This window comes from Vannielia sp., from assembly GCF_029212645.1.
Taxonomy (GTDB): domain Bacteria; phylum Pseudomonadota; class Alphaproteobacteria; order Rhodobacterales; family Rhodobacteraceae; genus Vannielia.
The window spans coordinates 47,008-69,085 of the sequence record NZ_JARGND010000010.1; the positions used below are offsets into that span (position 1 = coordinate 47,008).

The window sequence follows — 22,078 nt, forward strand, 5'->3', positions numbered from 1 at the left end:
CCGGACTGGCCTTGAGTCAGTTCTGGGCGAACAGGTCTAAATTAAATTATCCACTAAGGAGTTACAATAAAATGACTTTTGGAGAAGCAATTTCTAACGGTTTCAGCAATTACACCAACTTTCGCGATCGCACGCCGCGGTCGGGTTTTTGGTGGTGGTTCCTATTTACACAGATTGTGAACATCGTCGCGCAGGTTCTCATGGGCGTTTTCGCTGCCATGGGCCAGACCGCAGCGCTCATTGGTGCCATCATCGTTCTGGTGGTGATCCTCGGGCTGCTGATCCCTGGTATCGCAGTCAGCGTGCGCCGTTTGCATGATCTCGACAAAAGCGGCTGGTGGCTGCTGATCTGTTTGATCCCGCTGGTTGGCGCGATCATTCTGATCGTGTGGTTCTGCACCAAGGGCACCGAAGGGCCAAACCGTTTTGGTCCCGACCCGCTGGCTGCCACGCCCCCGGCTCCTGTGCCAACCGTGTAAAACACGCGCCCTCCCCGCCACAGGGGAGGGCACCCCGACCTGAAAGCCCGCGCGTGCTGACCCCACGCAAGGGACAGAACTGACCCCTGACTCAAAGCCGAGGACCACGCAAAATGGCGCCTAAAGTACTCGTATCCGACAAACTTTCCGAAACCGCTGTGCAGATTTTTCGCGATCGCGGGATCGACGTTGATTTCATGCCCGAGCTGGGCAAAGACAAGGAAAAGCTCGCCGAAGTGATCGGCCAGTATGATGGCCTTGCCATCCGCTCCGCCACCAAGGTCACGCCCACGCTGCTGGAACATGCCGACAAGCTCAAGGTGGTGGGCCGTGCTGGCATCGGCACCGACAATGTCGATAAGGAAGCCGCCTCCAAGAAGGGCGTGATCGTGATGAACACGCCCTTCGGCAACATGATCACCACCGCCGAACATGCCATCGCCATGATGTTCGCCGTCGCGCGCCAGCTCCCCGAGGCCTCTGCCTCGACCCATGCGGGCAAGTGGGAAAAGTCCAAGTTCATGGGGGTTGAGCTGACCGGCAAAACCCTTGGCGTGATCGGCGCGGGCAACATCGGTGGGATCGTCTGTGACCGCGCCCGTGGCCTGCACATGAAGGTTGTGGCCTTTGATCCGTTCCTCTCGGAAGAGAAGGCGCAAAAGATGCAGGTCGAGAAGGTTGAGCTTGATGAGCTTCTCCAGCGCGCCGATTTCATCACCCTGCACGTCCCGCTCACCGATAGCACCCGCAATATCCTTTCGGCCGAGAACCTCGCCAAAACCAAGAAAGGCGTGCGGATCATCAACTGCGCCCGTGGTGGCCTTGTTGATGAGGTCGCTCTGGCCGAGCTGCTGAAATCCGGCCATGTGGCTGGCGCTGGCTTTGATGTGTTTTCCGAAGAGCCCGCCAAGGAGAACCCGCTGTTTGGCCTGCCCAACGTGGTTTGCACCCCGCACCTTGGGGCGGCCACCACCGAGGCGCAGGAAAACGTGGCGCTGCAAGTCGCGGAGCAGATGTCGAACTACCTGCTCACCGGCGCTGTTGAAAACGCGCTCAACATGCCGTCGATGACCGCCGAAGAAGCCAAGGTCATGGGGCCGTGGGTCAAGCTTGCGGATCACCTCGGCAGCTTTATCGGCCAGCTGACCGATGATCCGATCAAGGCGATCAACATCCTCTATGATGGTGTGGCGTCCAAGATGAACCTTGAGGCGCTCAACTGCGCCGTGGTGGCGGGCATCATGAAGCGCTCGAACCCCGACGTGAACCTGGTGAGCGCACCGGTTATCGCCAAAGAGCGCGGTGTGCAGTTGTCGACCACCAACCAGGACCAGTCCGGCGTGTTCGAGGGCTACATCAAGGTGACGGTGGTGACCGAAACGCGTGAACGCTCAATCGCGGGCACGGTGTTTTCCGACAACAAGCCGCGCTTCATCCAGATCAAGGGCATCAACATCGACGCCGAGATCGGGGCGCATATGCTCTACACCACCAACAAGGACCAGCCGGGCATTATCGGCACCTTGGGGCAAACCATGGGTGAAAACGGCGTGAACATCGCCAACTTTACGCTTGGCCGCTCCGATGTTGGCGGCGATGCGATTGCGCTGCTCTACGTTGATGGGGTGATCTCGCCAGAGGTGCAGGGCAAGCTGCGCGATACCGGCCTGTTCCAGCAAATCAAGCCGCTTGCGTTCGACGTTTCGTAACGGTTTTGTGGGATCAATCGCCTCGCGGTTGACCTCACAGCCAGGTGTGTTTTATCGGGCGGTGTCGGTTGATCGGTGTCGCCCGATTTTTGTTGAAAGGTCAAAGCGGTATGCGTGTCTATGCGATTGGGGATGTTCACGGACATCTCGATAAGCTCAAGGATATCCACGGCCGCATCGCGGCTGACAGGGCGCAGGTCAATGACCCGAACGCCCTTGTGGTGCATGTCGGTGATCTTGTGGACCGTGGGCCTGATTCGGCGGGCGTGATCTCCTACCTTTTGGAAGGCATGAACGCAGGCAAACCCTGGGAGGCGCTGAGAGGCAACCATGACAGGCTCATGAGCCGCTTCCTTGATCCTGCCCGCCTGCGGGACCAGCTGCGCACTGATCTGCATTGGCTGCAGTTCAGCATCGGTGGCAGCGAAACCCTGCAAAGCTATGGGGTGGATACCAACCCCGACCGTGGCAAGGAGGCAATCCACGCGGATGCCCTCGCCGCGGTGCCCCAAGAACACATCGCCTTTCTCACGGCCATGCCAAACGTCCTTGCGATGGAGGGCCTCTACTTTGTGCATGCAGGCATCCGCCCCGGCGTGCCGCTTGACGAGCAGGTTGAGGATGATCTGGTTTGGATTCGCGAGCCGTTCCTTTCGGACCCGCGCGACCATGGCCCGCTCATCGTGCACGGCCACTCGCCCGTGCGCAGCCCCGTTCATTACGGAAACCGCCTCAACATCGACAGCGCCGCCGCTTACGGCGGGCCGCTCTCTGGCGTGGTGATCGAAGACGGGCAGGTGTTTTTGCTCGGTGAAGAGGGCCGCGAAGAGCTGCGCCCGACGGCTGAAGCCTACGCCACCAGCTAGAGCATGTTGCTCAAAAGTGGGAACCGGTTTTGAGCTTCTCGAACACGCGAAATCAATAAGTTAGAGCGTGTCTCGTGAATTCGAATGAACGCGGCACGCTCTAACCCCGCGCGCGTTGCCCGGGGCCGAGGGCGCGCGCTTCGCCGCTGATCCGTGCCAGCCCCCACGGACAGCCACAAACAGCCCGCACCCATGCATTCGCGCAAAGAAAAACCCCGGGCACCATAGGCACCCGGGGCATTTTTGTTTGCTTTGGTTCGGTGGGGCGGATCAGCCCTTTGCGAACTCGGGGTAGGCTTCCATGCCCAGCTCCGAAGTGTCGAGACCGTTGATCTCGTCTTCTTCGCTGCACCGCAGGCCCATCACGAGGTTCAGGATGAACCACACCAGACCGGAGGCGATCACGGTGAAGATACCCACCACAACGATGCCGTAAAGCTGTGCGCCAAACGAAGCGTCGCCGTTGGTGATCGGAACCGCGATGGTGCCCCAGATACCGGCCATCAGGTGCACCGGAATGGCGCCCACAACGTCGTCGATCTTGAGCTTGTCGAGGAACGGCACCGCGAAGACCACGATGATACCACCGACCATGCCGATCAGCGTTGCCATGCCCAGAGAAGGCGTAAGCGGCTCGGCGGTGATCGAAACGAGGCCCGCGAGAGCGCCGTTGAGAACCATCGTCAGGTCGACCTTCTTGTAGAGGATCTGCGTCATCACCAGTGCGGCAATCGCGCCACCCGCAGCAGCGGTGTTGGTGTTGGAGAAGATCCGGCTCACATCAGCCACATCGCCCACGGTACCCATGGCAAGCTGCGAGCCGCCATTGAAGCCAAACCAACCGAGCCACAGGATAAACGTACCAAGCGTGGCGAGTGTCAGGTTGGAGCCGGGCATCGGATGCACACGACCGTCCTTATACTTGCCAATCCGGGCGCCAAGGATGATCGCCCCTGTCAGAGCGGCCCAGCCACCCACAGAGTGCACAACCGTCGAGCCGGCGAAGTCCTGGAAGTTTGCCGCATCGAGGAAACCGCCGCCCCACTTCCAGGAAGCCTGAAGCGGGTAGATCACGGCTGTCAGCGCGATGGTGAACAGCAGGAAAGGCCACAGCTTGATACGCTCGGCCAGCGTGCCGGAAACGATCGAAGCGGTGGTGGCGCAGAACATCAACTGAAAGAAGAAGTCCGAGCCGGTGGAGGCATAGCCGATGTCGTCGGCATCTGCGGCCGAAACGCCCACAGCTTCCAGAACACCCGGGCCCCAAACGCCCGAAAACACACCATCAACCGACCATGTGCCCAACGGGTACATGAGGTTATAGCCGATCAGGTAATAGAAGATCGCAGCGAGCGAAAACAACGCCACGTTCTTGGTGAGCTGCATCGTCACGTTCTTCTGGCGCACAAGGCCCGCTTCGAGCATGGCAAAGCCAGCCGCCATCCAGAACACCAGGAAGCCTGCCACGAGGAACAGGAAGCTGGTGAGGATGAAGTCGCCGTTGATGAAGGGCTGATAGGTTGCCGACATCACACCAGCAGCGGCTTCGGCGGGGTCTTCACCCTCGTCGATCGCAGCCTGTGCAGCGGCGGCGGCCTTTGCTTTCAGCATCTCTTCGGGCGACACATAGGCCGCATCGGCAGCCGCAAGGGCCGCAGCAGAGGGGCCATCAGCCGCAGCTTCCGCAGCAGGCTCCTCGGTGGCTGTCTCTTGCGCAATCGCCACCGGGGCGCTCGCAAGGCTGGCAAATAGCGCAATCGCGCCACTGGCCATAAGGAGTTTGATCGCTTTCATGGTTCTCGGTCTCTCCGTTGTCCCGTCGCGCCTTACAGCGCTTCTTCGTTCATTTCGCCGGTGCGCACGCGCACTGCTTGGTTGATGTCCAGCACGAAGATCTTGCCGTCGCCGATCTTGTCGGTTTTCGCGGTGGTCTGAATGGTCTCTACAACCTGGTCGGCCATCGAGGCCGCCACGGCGATTTCGAGCTTTACCTTGGGCACGAAGTTCACCGCGTATTCTGCGCCACGGTAGATTTCGGTATGCCCTGATTGCGATCCGAAACCCTTGATCTCGGTCACCATCATCCCGCGCACGCCAATGGCGGTCAGGGCTTCCCGGACCTCCTCCAGCTTGAACGGCTTGATTGCTGCAATGATGAGTTTCACTGATGTCCCCTTCCAATTTGCCAGGCTCCCCCGGCGGGTTGACGGAGGTCAGTCACGCCGGGAAGGGGGGGAGCTTCAAGGAACGGGAGGGGGGAAAGGGGGCTGAATCTGGGTGCAGTTGCACAATTTTTGCACAAATTGATGGTCATGCATAAAAATTAAGCGAAGTTAAAAGAGGCCAGATCGCGCTGCTTTGTCTCCCCTTTTGGTGTTGGGGTCGCTATGGTGCGGCAAAAATGCGAACGAGGCACGCATGAGCGGGAACGGAAACAAGAAGACGCCTTTGAGGGCGGATCGGCGCTATTCACGCGCGGCACCGGCCAAGACCAAGGCAAAACCCCCGAAGAAAAAGAGAGCACCGCGGGCCAAGCGCCCCGCGCCCAAGGGCTTTGCCGGATGGGTGCGCCGGGTGATCGGTTTCTTCGTGCGGCTGATCTGGGGCATTTCCTGGCGCGCCGGGGTGGTGACTGGCCTGATCGTGGCCGGGGCCGTTGCCTATTTTTACACCAAGCTTCCCGCAGATGTGAACGCGCTGCTTGATGCCCGCACCCGTGGCTCCGTGACCCTGCTTGACCGGGAGAGCAAGGTTTTTGCCTGGCGCGGAGAAACCTTTGGCGGTGCCGTCACCGTTGATAATATCTCCCCCCACCTGAAAAACGCAGTGGTGGCCACCGAGGACAAGCGATTCTATCGCCACTTCGGCGTCAGCCCGCGCGGCATTGCCTCTGCCATCAAGATCAACCTGTCGGAGGGGCGCGGGCCGCTTTCGGGGCACGGTGGCTCTACCCTCACCCAGCAAACCGCCAAACTGCTCTGCCTCGGCACCCCTTATGATCCCAGCGCATGGGAGAGCGAAGCCGCCTATGAGGCGGATTGCCGGGAAACCACCCTGTGGCGCAAGCTGAAGGAAATGATCTACGCCATGGCGCTGGAAACCCGCTACACCAAGGATGAGGTGCTCGCGATTTACCTCAACCGGGCGTATCTTGGGGCCTCGTCGCGTGGGTTTGCCGCCGCCTCGCAGCGCTACTTCGGCATCCCCGCCAAAGAGTTGAACCCGGCGCAAGCGGCCATGCTGGCGGGCCTTCTGGTGGCCCCTACGCGCTATGCCCCAACCAACAATCTGGAGCGGTCACAGGCGCGTGCCGCAACCGTGCTCAAGCTGATGCAGGAGCAGGGCTATATCACCATGGACGAGCGCCAGAAAAACACCAACACCCCGGCAACCCTCAGCCAAGCGGCGCAAGCGCGGGCTGGCGGCTACTTTGCCGATTGGGTGATGGAGGCTGGTCCCGACTTTTTGACGAAAGACACCGCCGAGGACGTGATTCTCAAAACCACCCTCGACCAGCGGCTGCAAAAGGCTGCCGAGGCCGCGATGAAAGAGGTGTTTGCCACCAAGGTGCGCGAAGGCTCCAAGGCGCAGGCGGCAATTGTGGTGATGAGCGCCGATGGTGCCGTGCGCGCCATGGTCGGCGGGCGGCAAACCAAGGTCAGCGGTGCGTTCAACCGGGCCACCATGGCCAAGCGGCAAACCGGCTCCAGCTTCAAGCCCTTCGTTTACGCCGCCGCGCTTGATCTGGGCTATACCCCCAATGCGACGGTGGTGGATGAGCCGCTTACCATCAATGTGCCCGGCTCCGGCCCCTATAGCCCCAAGAACTATGACAAAAAGTTCCACGGCCGGGTCACGCTCACCGAGGCGCTGGCCCATAGCTACAATATCCCCGCCGTGAAGGTCTCTGAGGCTGTGGGGCGTGAAAACGTGCGCAACATTGCCGAGGACTTTGGCATCGAGAGTGATCTCGCCGCTGGCCCCGCGCTGGCTCTGGGCGCGTCCGAATCGTCGTTGCTGGAGATGTCTGGCGCCTATGCGGGCATTCTCAATGGCGGCCAGTCGGTTACGCCCTACGGGATCATCGAGTTGCGCATCAAGGGCGATGACGCCCCGCTGATGGGCCAGGGTGGCGGCATTGGCGAGCGCGTCATCACCGATGAGGCGGCGCAATACCTGGTTTATATGATGAGCCAGGTGGTTGAGTCTGGCACCGGCAGGCGCGCCAAGATCGGCCGCCCCGCTGCTGGCAAAACCGGCACTACTTCGGCGGCGCGGGATGCCTGGTTCCTTGGGTTCACCGCCGATTACGTTGCAGGCGTGTGGATGGGATATGACGATAACACCCCGCTCACCGGCGTCACCGGTGGCGGGCTGCCCGCCGAGATCTGGCGCGAAACCATGTTGCGGGTGAACGAGGGCCTGCCGGTGCGGGCGTTGCCGATGAAGGTGCCCGAGGCGGCAAAACCATCGGTTGCCGAAGCCCCCCAGCAATCCCGGCGGGAACAAACCGCCGCCGAGCGCCGCGCCGCAGAGCGTGCCCAGCGTCAGGCCGAACGGGATAAACGCCGACAGGAGCGCCAGCAACGCCGCAAGGAAAACGGCGATCTCGCAGAGCGGATTCTTGATGATGTGCTGAAAAACCTGCTGGGCGGCAATAACTGATCGCCCACAGGGTCGCGAGGGTCGCCAAGCTTAATCGGCGGCTGTTTCAGGGCGCTCTTCGGCGCTGGCATCCTCGGCGCGCGTCTCTTCGGTGGCGGGTTCTTCGCTTGGCAGCGGGCACCGCTCATATCGAAAGGCGTAGCCGTTCCACGCGAGTATGAGGCCGCCCTCGGCCCCTTCCATGAACAGCGCGCGCTCTGTCCAAGTTTCGTTTTCGCCCTCACAGTGCATATCGAAAAGCTGGGCATTCATGCCCACCACGTTGACCGGATTGCGCATTTCGCAGCGTGAGCGGATGCCGCTGAAGATCCCGCCTTCGATGCGGATCAGCCCCTCGGCATCATCCGGCCCGGCACAATCGGCTTCCGGTGTGGCCTTGTAGCGGCCCTCCACCTCAAGCGCCGCAGCGGGGGCCGCGATGCCAAGCGCCAGAAACGCCGCCAGAAGCCGGTGCTTGCTCACGCGCGTTTCAGGTCCTGGATCAGCGCATCCACGTTGCCGCCGCGTCTGTCCAGCATGGCCCCAACCTCGGTGCGCTCGGTCAAAAGCATGTTCACATCGGCAATGAACAGGTTGAAAAACTTGTGCTTGCCGCTCTTGTCACTCACGAGGAAGGTCACATCAAACGGCGCTTCGCCGCGCAGCCGTGCGGTGGTATCAACCTCGATCCAGCTTTTCACCGGACGCGCGCCATCAACCTCGATCTTGCCGCCGATCAACTCCCGGAAGCGACGGCCATACTTGCGGCTGACATAGGCGGTATAGGCCGGGACATAGGCCCTCATCTGCGCTTTCGAGGCACTGCGAGCAGCCACGCCAAGCGACGAGTAGGCGATGAAATTCACATCCGAGTAGTTGATGAACAGGCGCTCGAAGTCGCCATACATCGCGCGCTCTGATTTGCCCGAGTTGATGACCTTGTTGATATCATCCACCGCGGCGCGCACCAGCTTTTCGGATGCGCCGGAGGAGAGCGCCATGGCGCTGCGCGGCAGGGCCAGCGTGGCGGCAGGAAGGGCGGCAAGGCCTGCCAGCAGGCTGCGGCGGCTCAGGAACGTGGGGTGACTAGTTGTCATAATAATCCTCATACGCGTCATAAACGTCGTCTGCTTCTACGTCGGATGCGGCTGTGTCACCCACCTCGCCCCTGCGGTTTTGCAGGTAGATGATGCGAGACTGCGCATAGCTGTCTGCACTGTCATATAGGACGGAATCGACCGTTTCCGAATAGCGGGCGCGATCACCTGCGCGTGCGGCGATCTTTACCCCGGTGATGGTGCGCTGGTCTTCCGCGTCGATCACGCCTTGCAGCGGGTTCAGCACCGTATCCAGAATCCGCCCTCCCACATCGCGCTCGGTGGTCGGGCCAATGAAGGGAAGTTCCACATAGGCCCCCTCCGGCACGCCCCATTTGGCCAGCGTTACGCCAAAATCGGTGCGGTCATCGTGAAGGCCGATTTTACTCGCCGGGTCAAACAGCCCGCCAATGCCCACGGTCGTGTTCACCGCCACGCGCCAGAAGTTGCGCAGCGCGCTTTCCATATCCCCTTGGAATATATGGTTCATCATCGCGGCGGGCTGGTCGATATTGCTCGAAAAGTTGCTCAGCCCCTGGGTGACAGGGCGCGGAATGGCCTTGGCCACCCCACCCCCGTTGTCCTTGCCGCCGCCAAAGGCGCGATCAACGCTTTTGTTGAAGGCATGAACCTTGCGGTTACGATCCTCATAGGGATCAAAAATTGCCTCGCCGGTGGTGTTGGGCGTGCAGGCCGAGAGGGCCAGGGCAGTGAGGGCCAGTGCAATGAGGGCACGGGCCTGTCGTTTCTGTTGATGAAACAATGGTATTCCCAATCAGTTCTTCATATCTTGCGCGCATGGTGGACGGGCTGCCCCGCTTGGCCTTCCGACGCAAGATAACGATCCACGCGACAGGTCACAACAGGGGCTGGGTGCAGGTTTCCAAGGAGTGATGCAGCAATGGTAGGGAATGACGCGGCCAAAGGCTTGGCAGAGCTGCGCGCTGCTCGGGCCAAAGCCCGTGGGCTTTTTCGCTCTGCCTTCCTTTTCTCGATATTCGTCAACCTGTTGATGCTGACCGGCCCGCTTTTCATGCTGCAAATCTATGACCGGGTCCTTGGCTCGCGCTCCGAGGAAACGCTGGTCGCGCTTTTTGTGCTGGTCGCCTTTCTTTACTTGATGATGGGCCTGCTGGATTATGCGCGGGGCCGCGTGATGGCCCGCGTTGCGGCACGGTTTCAGGCGGCAATGGAGGGGCGGGTGTTTTCTGCGATGCTCAAGGCTGAGGGGCTTCAGCCGGGAAACGAGTTTTCCGCCAGTGGCTTGCGCGATCTGGATTCGGTGCAGCGCTTCCTTGGCTCGCCCGCCCTCATGGCGCTTTTCGATGTGCCGTGGACACCGCTTTTTCTGGCCGCGATCTTCATCTTTCACCCCTATCTTGGCGTGCTGGCGGTGGGGGGCGGGGCCTTGCTTATTGCGGTGGCGCTGCTCAACCAAAGGCGCACCCGCCGCCCGGCGCTGGAGGCCGCTGCCGGGGGCGAACGGGCGGAGCGGATGGCAGATCAGCTGCGCCACGAGGCCGAGGTGATCCAGTCGCTCGGGATGCGCGGAGCCACCTTCAACCGTTGGCAAAAGGCCCGCAGCGCGGCGCTGTTGCGCGGCATTGATGCCTCCGATCGGGCGGGCGGATATGCGACCCTTTCCAAGACCTTCCGCCTTTTTCTGCAATCCGCAATGCTCGCCCTTGGCGCCTACCTTGTGCTGCAAGGTCAGCTCACGGCGGGGGCGATGATTGCAGGCTCGATCATGCTGGGCCGGGCCTTGCAACCTGTTGAAATGCTGATCGGCCAGTGGGAGCTTGTGTCTCGCGCCTCGAAGGGCTGGAAAGCGATGAGCCACCTGCTCACCGCCGTGCAGCCCGAAGCGCCGCGCACCGCGCTGCCCGCGCCAAGGGCGCTGCTGGAGGGCAATCAGGTGACGGTGGTGCCACCGGGCGAAAGCCAGGCCTCGCTGCGGATGATCACGTTTCAGCTGAAACCGGGGCAGGCGATGGGGATCATCGGGCCGTCTGGCGCTGGCAAATCCACCCTTGCGCGGGCCATTACCGGCACCTGGAAAATTGCCGGTGGCCAGATGCGCCTGGATGGGGCAACGCTGGATCAATACGACCCTGACGTGCTTGGCAGCTACATCGGCTACCTGCCGCAAAGGGTAACGCTGTTTGATGGCACCATCGCCGAAAACATCGCCCGCCTCGCCGAAGCGCCCAACGACGAAGCCGTTGTAACCGCTGCCAAAAAGGCCGCCGCTCACGAGATGATCCTGAAGCTCCCCGAGGGCTATGACACCCGCGTTGCCGCCGCCGGTGGCCGCCTTTCGGGCGGGCAGATGCAGCGGATCGGGCTGGCGCGGGCGCTTTACGGCGACCCGATCCTGCTGGTGCTGGATGAGCCAAATTCGAACCTTGATAGCGAAGGCTCGATGGCGCTCAACCGGGCGATCCGGGGGATGAAGAATGAGGGCAAATCCGTGCTGATCATGGCCCACCGACCTGCCGCGATTCAGGAATGTGAGGTGCTGATGGTGCTTGATGGCGGCCTGAGAAAGGCCTTTGGGCCGCGCGATGAGGTGCTGAAGCAGATGGTGAAAAACCACGAGGAAATCACCCGCTCCACCGGGCAGGGGGCCCTCACATGAGCGCCGCCGGACCCTCGGCCAAGCGCCCGCTTATACTGGGATTTATCGCGCTGATCGTGCTGCTTGGCGGGTTTGGAACATGGGCGACGCTGGCCAATATCTCGGGCGCGATCGTGGCTTCCGGGGCGATTGAGGTCGACCAGAACCGGCAGGTTGTGCAGCACCCCTACGGCGGTGTGGTTGAGGCCGTGCTGGTGGATGAGGGGGACACGGTGGAGGCCGGGGCGGTATTGATCCGGCTGGACCCCAGCGAAACCCGCTCGGAACTGGCGATCGTGGAGGACCAGTTGTTTGAGGTCATGGCCCGTGGCGCGCGCCTGAAAGCCGAGCGGGATGAGGCGGAAGCCATTGTTTTCTCGGATGAACTCCTTGCAGAGGCCAAGGCGCTGCCAGAAGTTGCGGAACTGGTCGAAGGCCAGCGGCAGCTTTTTGCGGCGCGCAATGTATCGCTTGCCAAGGAGGCCGAGCAGCTTGACAAGCGCAAGGCCCAGATCGGCAACCAGATCGAGGGCATTGACGCGCAGATGACCTCGCTCAACGACCAGCTCGCGCTGATCCGCCAGGAGCTTGAAAACCAGCGTAGCCTTTATGACCGGGGCCTTGTTTCCTATGACAATGTGCTTGGCCTTGAGCGTGAGCAGGCCAGCCTTGCGGGCGAAATCGGCCAATTGACCGCCAGCCGTGCCGAGGCGGAGGGGCGCACCACGGAAATTGAGATCGAGGTGCTCAAGCTTGGCACCACGCGCCGGGAAGAGGCGATCACCCAGTTGCGGGATCTCAGGGTGAACCAGGCGGAGCTGGAAGAACGCCGCTTTGCCCTGTCTGAGCGCTTGTCGCGCCTTGATATCCGCGCCCCGGTTTCGGGCATCGTTTATGACCTGACCGTTAACACCCCGCGCTCTGTTGTCCGCGCCGCCGAGCCGGTGCTTTACCTCGTGCCGCAAGACCGCCCGCTGGTGATTGCGGCCCGCGTGGACCCGATCCATGTGGACGAGGTGCATGTGGGCCAGGAAGTGACCCTGCGCTTTACCGCGCTCGACACCCGGCACATGCCTGACATCTTTGGCCAGGTGGTACAGGTGAGCGCCGACAGCTTTATCGACGAGCGCACCCAAGCCACCTATTACCGCGCCGAAATCCGGCTGGAACCCGGCGAGATGGGCAAGCTCGCGGGCCATGAGATTATCCCCGGGATGCCGGTGGAGAGTTTTATCCGCACCGCGGACCGCACGCCGCTAGCCTACCTTGTGAAACCGCTGGCTGATTATTTCAACCGGGCGTTTCGAGAGAGTTAAGCGGGCGTAAGGGTTTGAAAAGGCTGTTTTATTGGTGAGGCGATGGGGCCTGTGGCGCTTTGCATTTTTGAATGGCATGGGCCGGAAAGCGGCGTTAACCGCAAAAAGATCACAGCCACAAGCGATGCACATGTGATGCACAACCTATGCATATGCAAATTTGCAGGGCTGGGTGGGGTTAACCGGCCGGTCGCTGCGGATTTTGGGCCGCAAAAGAGATTTGGGCCTCCGGCGGGGAAATTTAGGGGAGCATTGAGAGGGTGAAAGCGTTCCGCCAATAACCTCAATCACAGCTTTTGGCGGAGCGCAGTGCGAGGCGGGAATGGTGCGCGCGCCTCGCCCTTTTCTGATGTCTCAGGGTAAAGGCGTGGCCCTTTAGGTGAGGGCATCCATCTTGTGGGCGAGGGCGGTGTCTTTCTCGGTGAGGGCCTTGGCGCTGTGGGTGGTGAGGTGGACGGTCACGGTGTTGTAGCTGTTTGACCAATCGGGGTGGTGATCGGCCTTTTCGGCTTCGAGCGCCACGCTGCTCATCCAGCCGAAGGCCTGCACGAAGGTCTTGAATTTGAATTGTTTGACGAGGGTTTCGCCCTCAACACTCCAGCCGTTTTGCTCCAGATCGCTTGTGTTGGGCATCAGTCTTGCTCCTCCGGGTCGGGGCCGCGTTTGAACGGGCCGTAGCTGGTGAGAATGTCGATCTCTTCATCTACGGCGCGGGTTTCTTCATGGAGGTAGTCCTCGACCGCGCGGTGGAAACCCTTGTTTGCCAGCCAGTGCAGGGAGTGGGTTTCACGCGGCAGGTAGCCGCGGGCCAATTTGTGCTCGCCCTGAGCGCCAGCCTCCACGCGGGCGAGGCCACGAGCGATGGCCTCGTCGATGGCGGCGTAGTAGCAAAGCTCGAAGTGCAGGCAGGGGTGGTGCTCGGTGCAGCCCCAGTAGCGACCATAGAGCGCTTCGGCGCCGATGAAGTTCATCGCGCCGGCTACCCAAGCGCCCTCCCGCCGGGCGAGGACGAGCAGGATATCATCCCGCAGGGTGGCCTGGGCCTGCTCGAAGAAGGCGCGGGTGAGGTAGGGGGTGCCCCATTTGCGCGCGCCGGTATCCTGGTAGAAGCGCCAGAATGCCTCCCAGTGGGCGGGTTCGATCTGATCGCCGGTGAGGTGGAGGATGTCGCCGCCAAAGCCCTGGGCCTGACGGCGCTCTTTGCGGATCATCTTGCGCTTGCGCGAGGACAGGGCGGCGAGGAAATCATCAAAGCTGTTGTAGCCGTCATTTTGCCAGTGAAACTGTTGGCCCCGGCGGTGCAGCAGGCCAAGCTTTTCGCCTGTGCTGGCCTCGGCGGTGGTGCAGAAGGTGGCGTGAACCCCCGAAAGCCCGGCCCGCTCGGCCACTTGCAGCGCGCCTTGCACCAGCGCGGGCATACCGATGTGCTCATAGCCCGGTTTCACCAGAAAGCGGCGGCCCGGAACCGGGGTGAAGGGCACGGCGATTTGCAGCTTTGGGTAATAGTCGCCGCCCGCCTGCTCAAAGGCGTTGGCCCAGGCGTGATCGAACACATATTCGCCCTGGCTGTGGTATTTGCCATACATCGGCGCGCAGGCGATCAGCGTGCCCCCGGCGCGGGCGGTGAGATAGGTGGGTTGCCAGCCGGAGCGCCCGCCCACCGAGCCCGACGCCTCAAGCGCCAGCAGGAAGCGGTGGGTGGTGAAGGGATCAATCGGGCGGGTGCCATTGCTGGCTTCGGGGCAGGCGCAGGCATCCCATTCGCTGGCCGGGATATCGGCCAGCGAGGCGTGGGTTTCGATGGTGATCTGCTCTGCGGTATCGTCCATGGGCTTTGCCTAGGGTGGGGCGGCGGCGGGGGGCGTCAAGCGGCGTAGCCCTCGAAAGTGATGTTCTGGGCGATGGTGCTGGCTGTTGTGGCCTCGCTGCGGGATCGGACTGTCCAGCAGAGGATGGGCAGCCCCTCGGCGGCCAGCGCAGCAACGCGCGGGTTGGCCAGATCGGTGTGGCGGTGCGAGATGAAGCTGGCGCCGGTGCGCGCGACATCGGGGAGGGTGGCGAGTTCGGCGAGGCGGGTGGCGGGGATGGTGGCCCAATGGGCGGGATCAAAGCTGCATGTGGTGAGGCCGCGCGGGATATCGGGCGCGAGGGTGGCCAGGGCGGCCACCGAATGCGGGTTGAAGGACATCAGCGCCACATCGCCACTGTAATCGGCCAGCGCGGCAACGGTGGCCTCTTCGAGCGCGCCGACATTGGGGCCGAGGATGCCATCCTGATCCTTTAGTTCGATCAGCAGCGGCACCCGGCCTGCGACCAGCTTGAGCATTTCGGGCAGGGTCCAGATCGCATCATCGCCGCCGGTGAGGCCCATTTCGCCCAGTTGCGCGGCGCTGTGCTGGCGCACCGGGCCGCTTTCAGCCGTGAGGCGGCCAAGCGCGTAGTCATGAAACACCATCGCCGCCCCGTCGGAGGAAAGTTGAAGGTCACATTCCACCGGGTAGCCCGCGGCAATGGCCGCCGAAAAGGCGCTGGCAGAGTTTTCGACCCGCCCTGCCGCCTTTTCGTGGAAGGCGCGGTGGGCGATGGGGCGGGCGAGCAGGCTTTGGGGAAGTGCTGTCATGCCAGCTCAAAGATCCCTTCGATCTCGACCGCCACGCCAAAGGGCAGCGAGGCGGCGCTGACGGCAGAGCGCGCGTGGCGGCCCTTGTCCCCCAGCGCCTCGACCAGAAAGTCAGAGGCGCCGTTGACCACCGCAGGCTGATCGCCAAAATCGGGCGTGGAGTTGACGAAGGCGGTGAGCTTGACCACCCGCTTCAGCCGATCAAGATCCCCGCCCGCAGCCGCCTTTACCTGAGACAGCAGGGCAATGGCGCAAAGCCGGGCGGCGGCGGCGCCTTCGGCCAGCTCCATCGTGTCCCCCAGTTTGCCCTTGACCAGCTCGCCGTTTGCCATGCTGACTTGCCCCGAGACATAGACCAGCCCGGCCGCTTCAACGTAAGACACATAGTTGGCCGCTGGGGCAGCGGCGGCGGGCAGGGTGACGCCAAGCTCGGCAAGGCGGCGCTCGATTTCGCCCGGCATTCAGAGGCTCTCCAGTATGGCTTCGCCCGCCGAAATATTGCATTCGCCGGGGGTGTTTTCGATGTTGAGGGTTTGCACCACGTTGTCATAGACCACCATGGCATAGCGCTGCGAGCGATCGATCAGCCCCGCCGGAGGGGCGGAAAATGCCATGCCGATCTCCTTGGTGAAGGCGGCGTCAGCGTCGCTCAGCATTTGGATGCCTGCGGCTGTCGCGCCGGTTTCCCGGCCCCACGCGTCCAGCACGAAGGGGTCATTCACGGTGACGCAAATCACCTCGGCCACGCCCGCGCCGCGCAGCGCGTCCATGTTTTTCACGAAGCTCGGCACATGGGCGGTGGAGCAAACGCCGGTATAGGCCCCCGGCAGCCCGAAAATGACGCATTTCTTGCCGGTGGTGAGGTCTTTCAGGGCAATCTGCTCTGGCCCCTTTGCGCCCACCCGCAGCAGTGTTGCCGATGGGATCGTGTCGCCTTTTGAGATTTGCATGGGTCTCTTCCTTGTCCTATTTCCTGTTCCAGCGGTTGTGGCCATGAAATGCTTGGAATGAGCGAAAGGCAAGGGAGCCTGTGATGGATATTGTGGTAATTGGCGCAGGGCAGGCGGGATCGTCCCTGGTGGCAAAGCTGAGGGCGCTTGGCCATGAGGGCAGCATCACCCTGATTGGCGAGGAGCCGGTGCCGCCCTATCAGCGCCCGCCCCTTTCAAAGGCCTATCTGTTGGGCGATATGGAGGAATCGCGCCTTTATCTGCGGCCAGAGGCGTTTTATGCCGATCAGGGCATCACCCTGAGGCTGGGCGGCAAGGTGACGGCGATCGACCGGGAAAACCGCGAGGTGCATCTGGGCGATGAGCGGATCAGCTATGATGCGCTGGCGCTCACCACCGGCTCACAGCCCCGCGCCCTGCCTGCGGCGATTGGCGGCGATCTTGAGGGCGTGTTCACCGTGCGCAGCCTGGCCGATATTGACCGGATGCAGCCGGAGCTGCGCGAGGGGCGCCGCGCGCTGATCATCGGCGGCGGCTACATTGGCCTTGAGGCGGCGGCGGTGTGCGCAAAGCTGGGGATGCAGGTGGTGCTGGTGGAAATGGCCGACCGGATCTTGCAGCGGGTCGCCGCGCTGCAAACCTCGGACTATTTCCGCGGTCTGCACCAGCGCCACGGGGTTGATATCCGCGAGGGCACCGGGCTGGAGCGGCTTACCGGCGAGGGCCGTGTAAGCGGCGCGGTGCTGAGCGATGGTGAGGACCTGGCCGCCGATGTGGTGATTGTGGGCGTGGGCATCACCCCCTGCACGCAGCTTGCCGAACTGGCCGGGGTGCTGCTCGACAATGGCATCAAGACCGATGCCAAGGGCCGCACCTCTGATCCGGCGATTTATGCGGCGGGGGATTGCGCCTCGTTTCCCTATAAGGGCGGGCGCATCAGGCTTGAATCGGTTGGCAATGCGATTGATCAGGCCGAGGTGGTGGCCGAAAACATGCTGGGCGCCGAGAAAGACTACATCGCAAAGCCCTGGTTCTGGTCAGACCAGTATGACACCAAGCTGCAAATCGCCGGGCTGAACACCGGCTATGATGATATCGTCACCCGCCCCGGCGAGGGCGGCGCGGTGTCGTTCTGGTACTACTGCGGCGATGAGTTGCGCGCGGTGGACGCGATGAACGACAGCCGCGCCTATATGGTGGGCAAACGGCTGATCGAAATGGGCAAAAGCCCCGCCAAGGCGGCGATCGGTGATCCGGCCAGCGACCTGAAGGCGCTGATGCGCGGATGAGGGCAGAATGCGCATAGTTGGCGGAAAATTTCGCGGCACGGCACTTGCGGCGCTGGGCAAGGGCGATGCGGGCGCGCATTTGCGCCCCACGTCAGACCGGGTGCGCGAGGCGCTGTTCAACGTGCTGGCCAGCCGGGGCGGCTTTGAGGGCGCGCGGGTGCTGGATTTGTTTGCCGGCACCGGGGCGCTGGGGCTGGAGGCGCTGTCGCGCGGGGCGGCGCATGTGACGGCGGTGGATGACGGGGTGAAGGCGCGTGCCCTGCTGCGCGAGAACGTTGAAAAGCTGCGCGCCATGGCGGAGGTAAAGCTATACCGGCGCGATGCGACCAAGCTGGGGGAGCATCAGGGCCTGCCGTTTGATCTGATCTTCCTCGATCCGCCCTATGGCAAGGGCTTGGGTGAGCGGGCGCTGGTGGGCGCGATGAAGGGCGGCTGGCTCGCCCCCGGCGCGATGATTGTCTGGGAAGAGAGCGCCCCGATGGAGCCGCCCCAGGGCTTTGCGCTGTTGGATCGGCGCAGCTACGGGGACACCCATATCACCCTGATGGAGGCCCCGGCATGACACCCGAGCTTGTGATCTTTGATTGTGACGGCGTGTTGGTGGATAGCGAGGGGCCGATGGACGCGCTGGTGGTTGAAGACCTTGCCGCGCATGGGTTTTTGCTTGGGCCGGGGGAGTTTCATGAGCGGTTCGTTGGCGGCACAATGGCCAATATCGAGGAGCGCCTGCGCGTGGCCGGGGCCGACCTGCCCGCAGATTGGGAAGCGAGGATCTATGAAAAGACCTATGCGCTGATGGCGGGCGGGATGCCGGTGAGCGCGGGGACCCATCAGGTGCTCGATTGGATCGAGGCGCAGGGCAGCAAGGTCGCCGTGGCCTCGAACGGGCCGATGAAAAAGATGGCAGGATCGCTGGGGCCTTCGGGGTTGTTCGCGCGGCTGGAAGGGCGGATCTTTTCGGCCCATGATCACGGCACCTCCAAGCCGGAGCCGGGGCTGCTGCTGGCGGCTTGCGCGCAGGCGGGGGTGGACCCGGCGCGCGCAATAATGGTGGATGACACCCCGGTTGGGGCGGCGGCGGCCAAGGCGGCGGGCACCGGCTTTCTGGGCTATGTCGAGCATGGGCAGGCGGCCGCGATGCAGGCGCTCGGGGTCACGATGGTGGCCTCAATGGCGGCACTGAGGGGTGAGTTGGAGGCGCTGGGCCTTGGCTGATTTTCCCGATCATCACTGCCCCGGCTGCGCCACCCCGCGCAAAGCCTTCCCGCGCTACCCCTGGCACTTTTGCAATGACTGCCGCGAAAGCGCCTGTGACCGGGCGGGCCGCAAGATCATCGCCGGGAATGTGAGTGCATCGGGTGGGTTTGCCTGGCGGTTCGAGGAGGATGACCCTGCCGGGGCGATCACCTGCCGGGGCGTGATTGCGCTGATCCGGGGCCGCCCGGTGGTGCTGCGCGAAGCCCGCTTTGGCGGCATCGTCGCCGAACCGTTGACCAGCGGGCCAAGCGGCATGTCGGGCCTGTGGGATTTAACTGGCGATGAGCCGCGCCCCCCAAGGGACTAGTGCCTGCCTAGCGCAGCGCCGCCTTGGTCAGCGCCGCGCCCAGCTCTTGCAACGCGCGCTCCGAGGCGCATCCGGTAAACAGCACCGTCACCGCAACCTTGCCCTTGATGATGATCCCGTAGCCGCCCGCGCCTGTGCGCCGGTTGGAGCAAACCAGCCCCGCGTGATGAAAGACCGGGCCGGGTGAATAGACCATGCCCATGGAATAATCGGCGCCTTTTCCGGCGGAGTTGTGGGGCCAGGCCGCGGGCCGCCCGCCGATGGCGGAGCCGGGGCCAAAGTGGCGCACCATGAAGCGGGTGTAGGCCTCGGCAGAGCCGCGCCAGCCGCCCGCCGCCCCCATGCCGCCCCAGCGCGGGCTGATGGAAAGGCCGCGCAGCCCAAGGCGGCGGCTGCACGCGCGGGTATAGCTTTCGCCGGTGACCTTTTCGATCACCCGGCCAAGGACCATGTAATTTTCATTGCTGTAGCGGGTTTTGCCAGCCCCCTTGGGCGACCGGGCCAGCGCCGCACGGGAGATGGCCGCGTGGTGCGGCGTGGTGGTGGCAAAGACCTTGGTGTTCATCTTTTGGGTCGCATCGGGCCAAAGCCCGGCCGAGTGGGTCACAAAGGCCGAAAGCGGGGTGCGAGCGTGGCGGCCTGCCTCCTTGGGGCCAAGGATGAGGCCCAGCGAGGCATCCAGCGCCAGCCGGTCTTCGCGCACCAGTTGGGCAAGGCAGGCCCCGGTGACGGCCTTTGACAGCGACGCCAGATCATAGGGGCGGCTGGCCTCGGCATTGATCCCGCGGGTGGCCACGATCTTGCCGTTTTGCGCCACGGCGATGGTGGAGGAGGGCACGCTGGTGGATTTCACCCAAGCGGCCCAGGCGGCGATCATCCCGTCGCTGCGGCTTTGCGCGGCAGCGGGCAGGCTGAGCGAGAGAAGCGCCAAAAGCAGCGCGGGCAGGCAAGTGAGGCGTGCCCTAAACCTCATAGGTGGGGTGGAAGCGCCCGGCGGGCGAGAGGGTGAAAATCTCGACACCATCCGCCGTGACCCCGACCGAATGCTCATACTGCGCCGAAAGGGATTTATCGCGCGTTACCGCTGTCCAGTCATCGGCGAGCACCTTGGTTTCGGCGCGGCCAAGGTTCACCATCGGCTCGATGGTAAAGATCATCCCCTGCTCCAGCGTGGGGCCGGTGCCGGGGCGGCCATAGTGCAGCACGTTGGGCGGCGCGTGAAACACCCGCCCCAGCCCGTGCCCGCAAAAATCGCGCACCACCGACATGCGGTGGCTTTCAACAAAACTCTGGATCGCGTGGCCGATGTCCCCAAAGGTATTGCCCGGCTTCACCGCTGCAATGCCGCGCATCAGCGCCTCGTGGGTCACTTCAATGAGCCGTTCGGAGCGGCGTGCCAGCTTGCCGGCCACATACATCCGCGAGCTATCGCCAAACCAGCCATCCACGATCACCGTCACGTCGATGTTGAGGATATCACCGTCTTTCAGCTTTTTCCCGCCGGGGATGCCGTGGCACACCACATGGTTCACCGAGATGCAGGAGGCGTGTTTATAGCCCTTGTAGCCAATGGTGGCCGATTTGGCGCCAGCGTCATTGACCATGCGCTCGATCTCGGCGTCGATCTCGCCGGTGGTGGCACCGGGCTTTACCAGCGGGATGCAGGCATCAAGAATCTCCGCAGCGAGCTTGCCCGCCACCCGCATCCCTTCAAATTCAGCAATTTCGTGGATGCGAATGCCATCCCGTGTGAGCCGTCCGCCTTTTTCGTCCATGGCCGTACTTTCCGTCGTGATCGCCTGTGTTTGTGGCATGAGGATCAGATAAGCCGTTTGCGCGGCAAATGCCACCCGCCCGGCCGCATCTGGCGGGAACGATTTTGCCACCTATGCGTTGAGGCGCTGAAAATGCGTGATTTTACTGGCCATATTTGTCAAAGGACATGCGCCGGACGGGCAGCAAGACACAAAAACAAGGGACACTGATACCTATGGAATATCTCGACCAACTGCTCTCTACCCCGGTTGGCACCGACAAGGTGCTGGGCGATTACCTGACAATCGGGTTTCTGGCGCAGATGCTGGGCAATGTGGTCGCCGCGCTGCTGATCCTTTTCATTGGCTATATCGTCGCAAGCTGGGTGCGCCGCCGGATCATTGGCATTTCGGAGCGCAAGGAGCGGCTGGATGAAACGCTGTTTCACCTGCTGGGCAACATCGTGCGCTGGGTGATCCTTGGTTTCGCTTTCCTCATTGTTCTCAATACCTTCGGGGTGCAAACCACCTCTGTGATCGCCGCCATTGGTGCCGCCGGTCTGGCCGTGGGTCTGGCGCTGCAAGGCACGCTTTCCAACGTGGCGGGCGGCGTGATGATCGTGGTGTTCCGCCCCTTCAAGCTGGGTGATTTTGTTGAGATCAACGGCCAGATGGGCACGGTGAAGGACATCTCGCTCAACACCACCGAGCTGGCAGACCTTTCAAATGTGCAGGTGTTCGTGCCCAACGCCGATGTGTGGGGCAATACCATCAAGAACTACTCGATCAACCCGACCCGCCGCGCCGAGTGGACCTTTGGCGTGGGCTACGGGGTGAACCTTGCGGATGCCGAAAAGATCATCCGTGACACGGTGATGGCAGATGAGCGCACGCTCACCGATCCGGAGCCGTTCTTCCAGGTCACCAATCTGGGCGGCAGCTCGGTTGATTTTCTGGTGCGGGCCTGGGTGCCGCGTGGCGATTACTTCCAGTACAAGGCCGACATGACCCGCAAGGTGAAAGAGGCGTTTGATGCGGGCGGGATCGACATTCCGTTCCCCACGCGCACCATCGTGCAGGCCGCTGACTAACCGGCTGTTTGTTCCCCTTTGGGGCGGTGAGGCGTGCCGCCCCAAGCCGCCGCTTTGGTATGACGCCGCGTTGGCGGGTGAC

General features: G+C 62.7%; 23 protein-coding genes. 11 read left to right on the forward strand and 12 right to left on the reverse strand.

Annotated elements, in window-relative coordinates; translation table 11 throughout:
- Positions 1-71 precede the first annotated feature (71 nt).
- The 3 genes from P1U55_RS05150 to P1U55_RS05160 all read left to right on the forward strand — a co-directional run bounded on the left by P1U55_RS05150 (position 72) and on the right by P1U55_RS05160 (position 3,054).
- Complete coding sequence (locus tag P1U55_RS05150; protein ID WP_301046454.1) at positions 72-479, forward strand: DUF805 domain-containing protein; 408 nt, start codon at positions 72-74, stop codon at positions 477-479.
- A 113-nt stretch (positions 480-592) separates the two neighbouring features.
- The gene (gene serA, locus P1U55_RS05155) at positions 593-2,188 is read left to right on the forward strand and encodes a phosphoglycerate dehydrogenase (RefSeq protein ID WP_301046455.1); all 1,596 of its coding nucleotides are present in this window, start codon (positions 593-595) and stop codon (positions 2,186-2,188) included.
- 110 nt (positions 2,189-2,298) lie between these two features.
- On the forward strand, positions 2,299-3,054 hold the full coding sequence (locus tag P1U55_RS05160) for a metallophosphoesterase (protein ID WP_301046456.1): 756 nt from the start codon (positions 2,299-2,301) through the stop codon (positions 3,052-3,054).
- Positions 3,055-3,324: 270 nt separating this feature from the next.
- On the opposite strand, the gene P1U55_RS05165 is transcribed toward P1U55_RS05160, so the two are convergent.
- Both P1U55_RS05165 and P1U55_RS05170 read right to left on the reverse strand, forming a co-directional pair.
- Positions 3,325-4,848, reverse strand: a complete 1,524-nt coding sequence (locus tag P1U55_RS05165) for an ammonium transporter (protein WP_301046457.1) — start codon at positions 4,846-4,848, stop codon at positions 3,325-3,327.
- 32 nt (positions 4,849-4,880) lie between these two features.
- The gene (locus P1U55_RS05170) at positions 4,881-5,219 is read right to left on the reverse strand and encodes a P-II family nitrogen regulator (RefSeq protein WP_301046458.1); all 339 of its coding nucleotides are present in this window, start codon (positions 5,217-5,219) and stop codon (positions 4,881-4,883) included.
- A gap of 253 nt (positions 5,220-5,472) precedes the next feature.
- On the opposite strand from P1U55_RS05170, the gene P1U55_RS05175 reads away from it, so the two are divergent.
- The gene (locus P1U55_RS05175; RefSeq protein ID WP_301046459.1) at positions 5,473-7,719 is read left to right on the forward strand and encodes a transglycosylase domain-containing protein; all 2,247 of its coding nucleotides are present in this window, start codon (positions 5,473-5,475) and stop codon (positions 7,717-7,719) included.
- Positions 7,720-7,749: 30 nt separating this feature from the next.
- Here the strand turns inward: P1U55_RS05175 and P1U55_RS05180 are convergent, their stop codons facing one another.
- Genes P1U55_RS05180 through P1U55_RS05190 form a run of 3 tightly spaced genes read right to left on the reverse strand, consistent with a single transcriptional unit; the run spans position 7,750 to position 9,558 of the window.
- Positions 7,750-8,181 (reverse strand): hypothetical protein, encoded by a 432-nt coding sequence (locus P1U55_RS05180; RefSeq protein ID WP_301046460.1) that lies wholly within the window; start codon positions 8,179-8,181, stop codon positions 7,750-7,752.
- Positions 8,178-8,795, reverse strand: coding sequence for a phospholipid-binding protein MlaC (locus P1U55_RS05185; protein WP_301046461.1), 618 nt, complete (start codon positions 8,793-8,795; stop codon positions 8,178-8,180). Before P1U55_RS05185 ends, P1U55_RS05180 begins: the two co-directional genes overlap by 4 nt.
- Complete coding sequence (locus P1U55_RS05190) at positions 8,785-9,558, reverse strand: VacJ family lipoprotein (protein ID WP_301046462.1); 774 nt, start codon at positions 9,556-9,558, stop codon at positions 8,785-8,787. Before P1U55_RS05190 ends, P1U55_RS05185 begins: the two co-directional genes overlap by 11 nt.
- A 138-nt stretch (positions 9,559-9,696) precedes the next feature.
- Between P1U55_RS05190 and P1U55_RS05195 the strand changes: the two genes are divergently transcribed.
- Positions 9,697-11,433: a type I secretion system permease/ATPase gene (locus P1U55_RS05195; RefSeq protein WP_301046463.1), complete on the forward strand. Its 1,737-nt coding sequence runs from the start codon at positions 9,697-9,699 to the stop codon at positions 11,431-11,433.
- Complete coding sequence (locus P1U55_RS05200; RefSeq protein WP_301046464.1) at positions 11,430-12,728, forward strand: HlyD family type I secretion periplasmic adaptor subunit; 1,299 nt, start codon at positions 11,430-11,432, stop codon at positions 12,726-12,728. The genes P1U55_RS05195 and P1U55_RS05200 overlap by 4 nt, the downstream gene beginning before the upstream one ends.
- A 375-nt stretch (positions 12,729-13,103) precedes the next feature.
- On the opposite strand, the gene P1U55_RS05205 is transcribed toward P1U55_RS05200, so the two are convergent.
- Genes P1U55_RS05205 through P1U55_RS05225 form a run of 5 tightly spaced genes read right to left on the reverse strand, consistent with a single transcriptional unit; the run spans position 13,104 to position 16,298 of the window.
- Positions 13,104-13,361 carry a 4a-hydroxytetrahydrobiopterin dehydratase gene (locus P1U55_RS05205; RefSeq protein ID WP_301046465.1) on the reverse strand — a complete coding sequence of 86 codons (258 nt, stop codon included), beginning with the start codon at positions 13,359-13,361 and terminating at the stop codon, positions 13,104-13,106.
- Positions 13,361-14,557: a GNAT family N-acetyltransferase gene (locus tag P1U55_RS05210; RefSeq protein ID WP_301046466.1), complete on the reverse strand. Its 1,197-nt coding sequence runs from the start codon at positions 14,555-14,557 to the stop codon at positions 13,361-13,363. The genes P1U55_RS05205 and P1U55_RS05210 overlap by 1 nt, the downstream gene beginning before the upstream one ends.
- 35 nt (positions 14,558-14,592) lie before the next feature.
- Entirely contained in the window at positions 14,593-15,348 is a 756-nt protein-coding gene (locus P1U55_RS05215) for a glycerophosphodiester phosphodiesterase family protein (RefSeq protein ID WP_301046467.1), read from the reverse strand.
- Entirely contained in the window at positions 15,345-15,809 is a 465-nt protein-coding gene (locus P1U55_RS05220) for a RidA family protein (protein ID WP_301046468.1), read from the reverse strand. The genes P1U55_RS05215 and P1U55_RS05220 overlap by 4 nt, the downstream gene beginning before the upstream one ends.
- Positions 15,810-16,298, reverse strand: a complete 489-nt coding sequence (locus tag P1U55_RS05225) for a peroxiredoxin (protein ID WP_301046469.1) — start codon at positions 16,296-16,298, stop codon at positions 15,810-15,812. It lies immediately after the preceding gene.
- An 80-nt stretch (positions 16,299-16,378) separates the two neighbouring features.
- On the opposite strand from P1U55_RS05225, the gene P1U55_RS05230 reads away from it, so the two are divergent.
- From P1U55_RS05230 to P1U55_RS05245, 4 genes are read left to right on the forward strand one after another with little or no spacing between them, the layout of a single operon-like run.
- Positions 16,379-17,587 (forward strand): FAD-dependent oxidoreductase, encoded by a 1,209-nt coding sequence (locus tag P1U55_RS05230; RefSeq protein WP_301046470.1) that lies wholly within the window; start codon positions 16,379-16,381, stop codon positions 17,585-17,587.
- 7 nt (positions 17,588-17,594) lie between these two features.
- A complete protein-coding gene (gene rsmD / locus P1U55_RS05235; protein WP_301046471.1) occupies positions 17,595-18,149 on the forward strand; it encodes a 16S rRNA (guanine(966)-N(2))-methyltransferase RsmD in 555 nt (184 codons plus the stop codon).
- Complete coding sequence (locus tag P1U55_RS05240; protein WP_301046472.1) at positions 18,146-18,802, forward strand: HAD-IA family hydrolase; 657 nt, start codon at positions 18,146-18,148, stop codon at positions 18,800-18,802. Before rsmD ends, P1U55_RS05240 begins: the two co-directional genes overlap by 4 nt.
- Entirely contained in the window at positions 18,795-19,151 is a 357-nt protein-coding gene (locus P1U55_RS05245) for a hypothetical protein (RefSeq protein ID WP_301046473.1), read from the forward strand. The genes P1U55_RS05240 and P1U55_RS05245 overlap by 8 nt, the downstream gene beginning before the upstream one ends.
- Before the next feature lie 7 nt (positions 19,152-19,158).
- On the opposite strand, the gene P1U55_RS05250 is transcribed toward P1U55_RS05245, so the two are convergent.
- Positions 19,159-20,124, reverse strand: a complete 966-nt coding sequence (locus P1U55_RS05250; RefSeq protein WP_301046474.1) for a serine hydrolase — start codon at positions 20,122-20,124, stop codon at positions 19,159-19,161.
- Complete coding sequence (map, locus tag P1U55_RS05255) at positions 20,114-20,926, reverse strand: type I methionyl aminopeptidase (protein ID WP_301046484.1); 813 nt, start codon at positions 20,924-20,926, stop codon at positions 20,114-20,116. Before map ends, P1U55_RS05250 begins: the two co-directional genes overlap by 11 nt.
- Before the next feature lie 215 nt (positions 20,927-21,141).
- Here map and P1U55_RS05260 point away from each other — a divergent pair, with 215 nt between their 5' ends.
- Positions 21,142-21,996: a mechanosensitive ion channel domain-containing protein gene (locus tag P1U55_RS05260; protein WP_301046475.1), complete on the forward strand. Its 855-nt coding sequence runs from the start codon at positions 21,142-21,144 to the stop codon at positions 21,994-21,996.
- Positions 21,997-22,078: the final 82 nt, after the last annotated feature.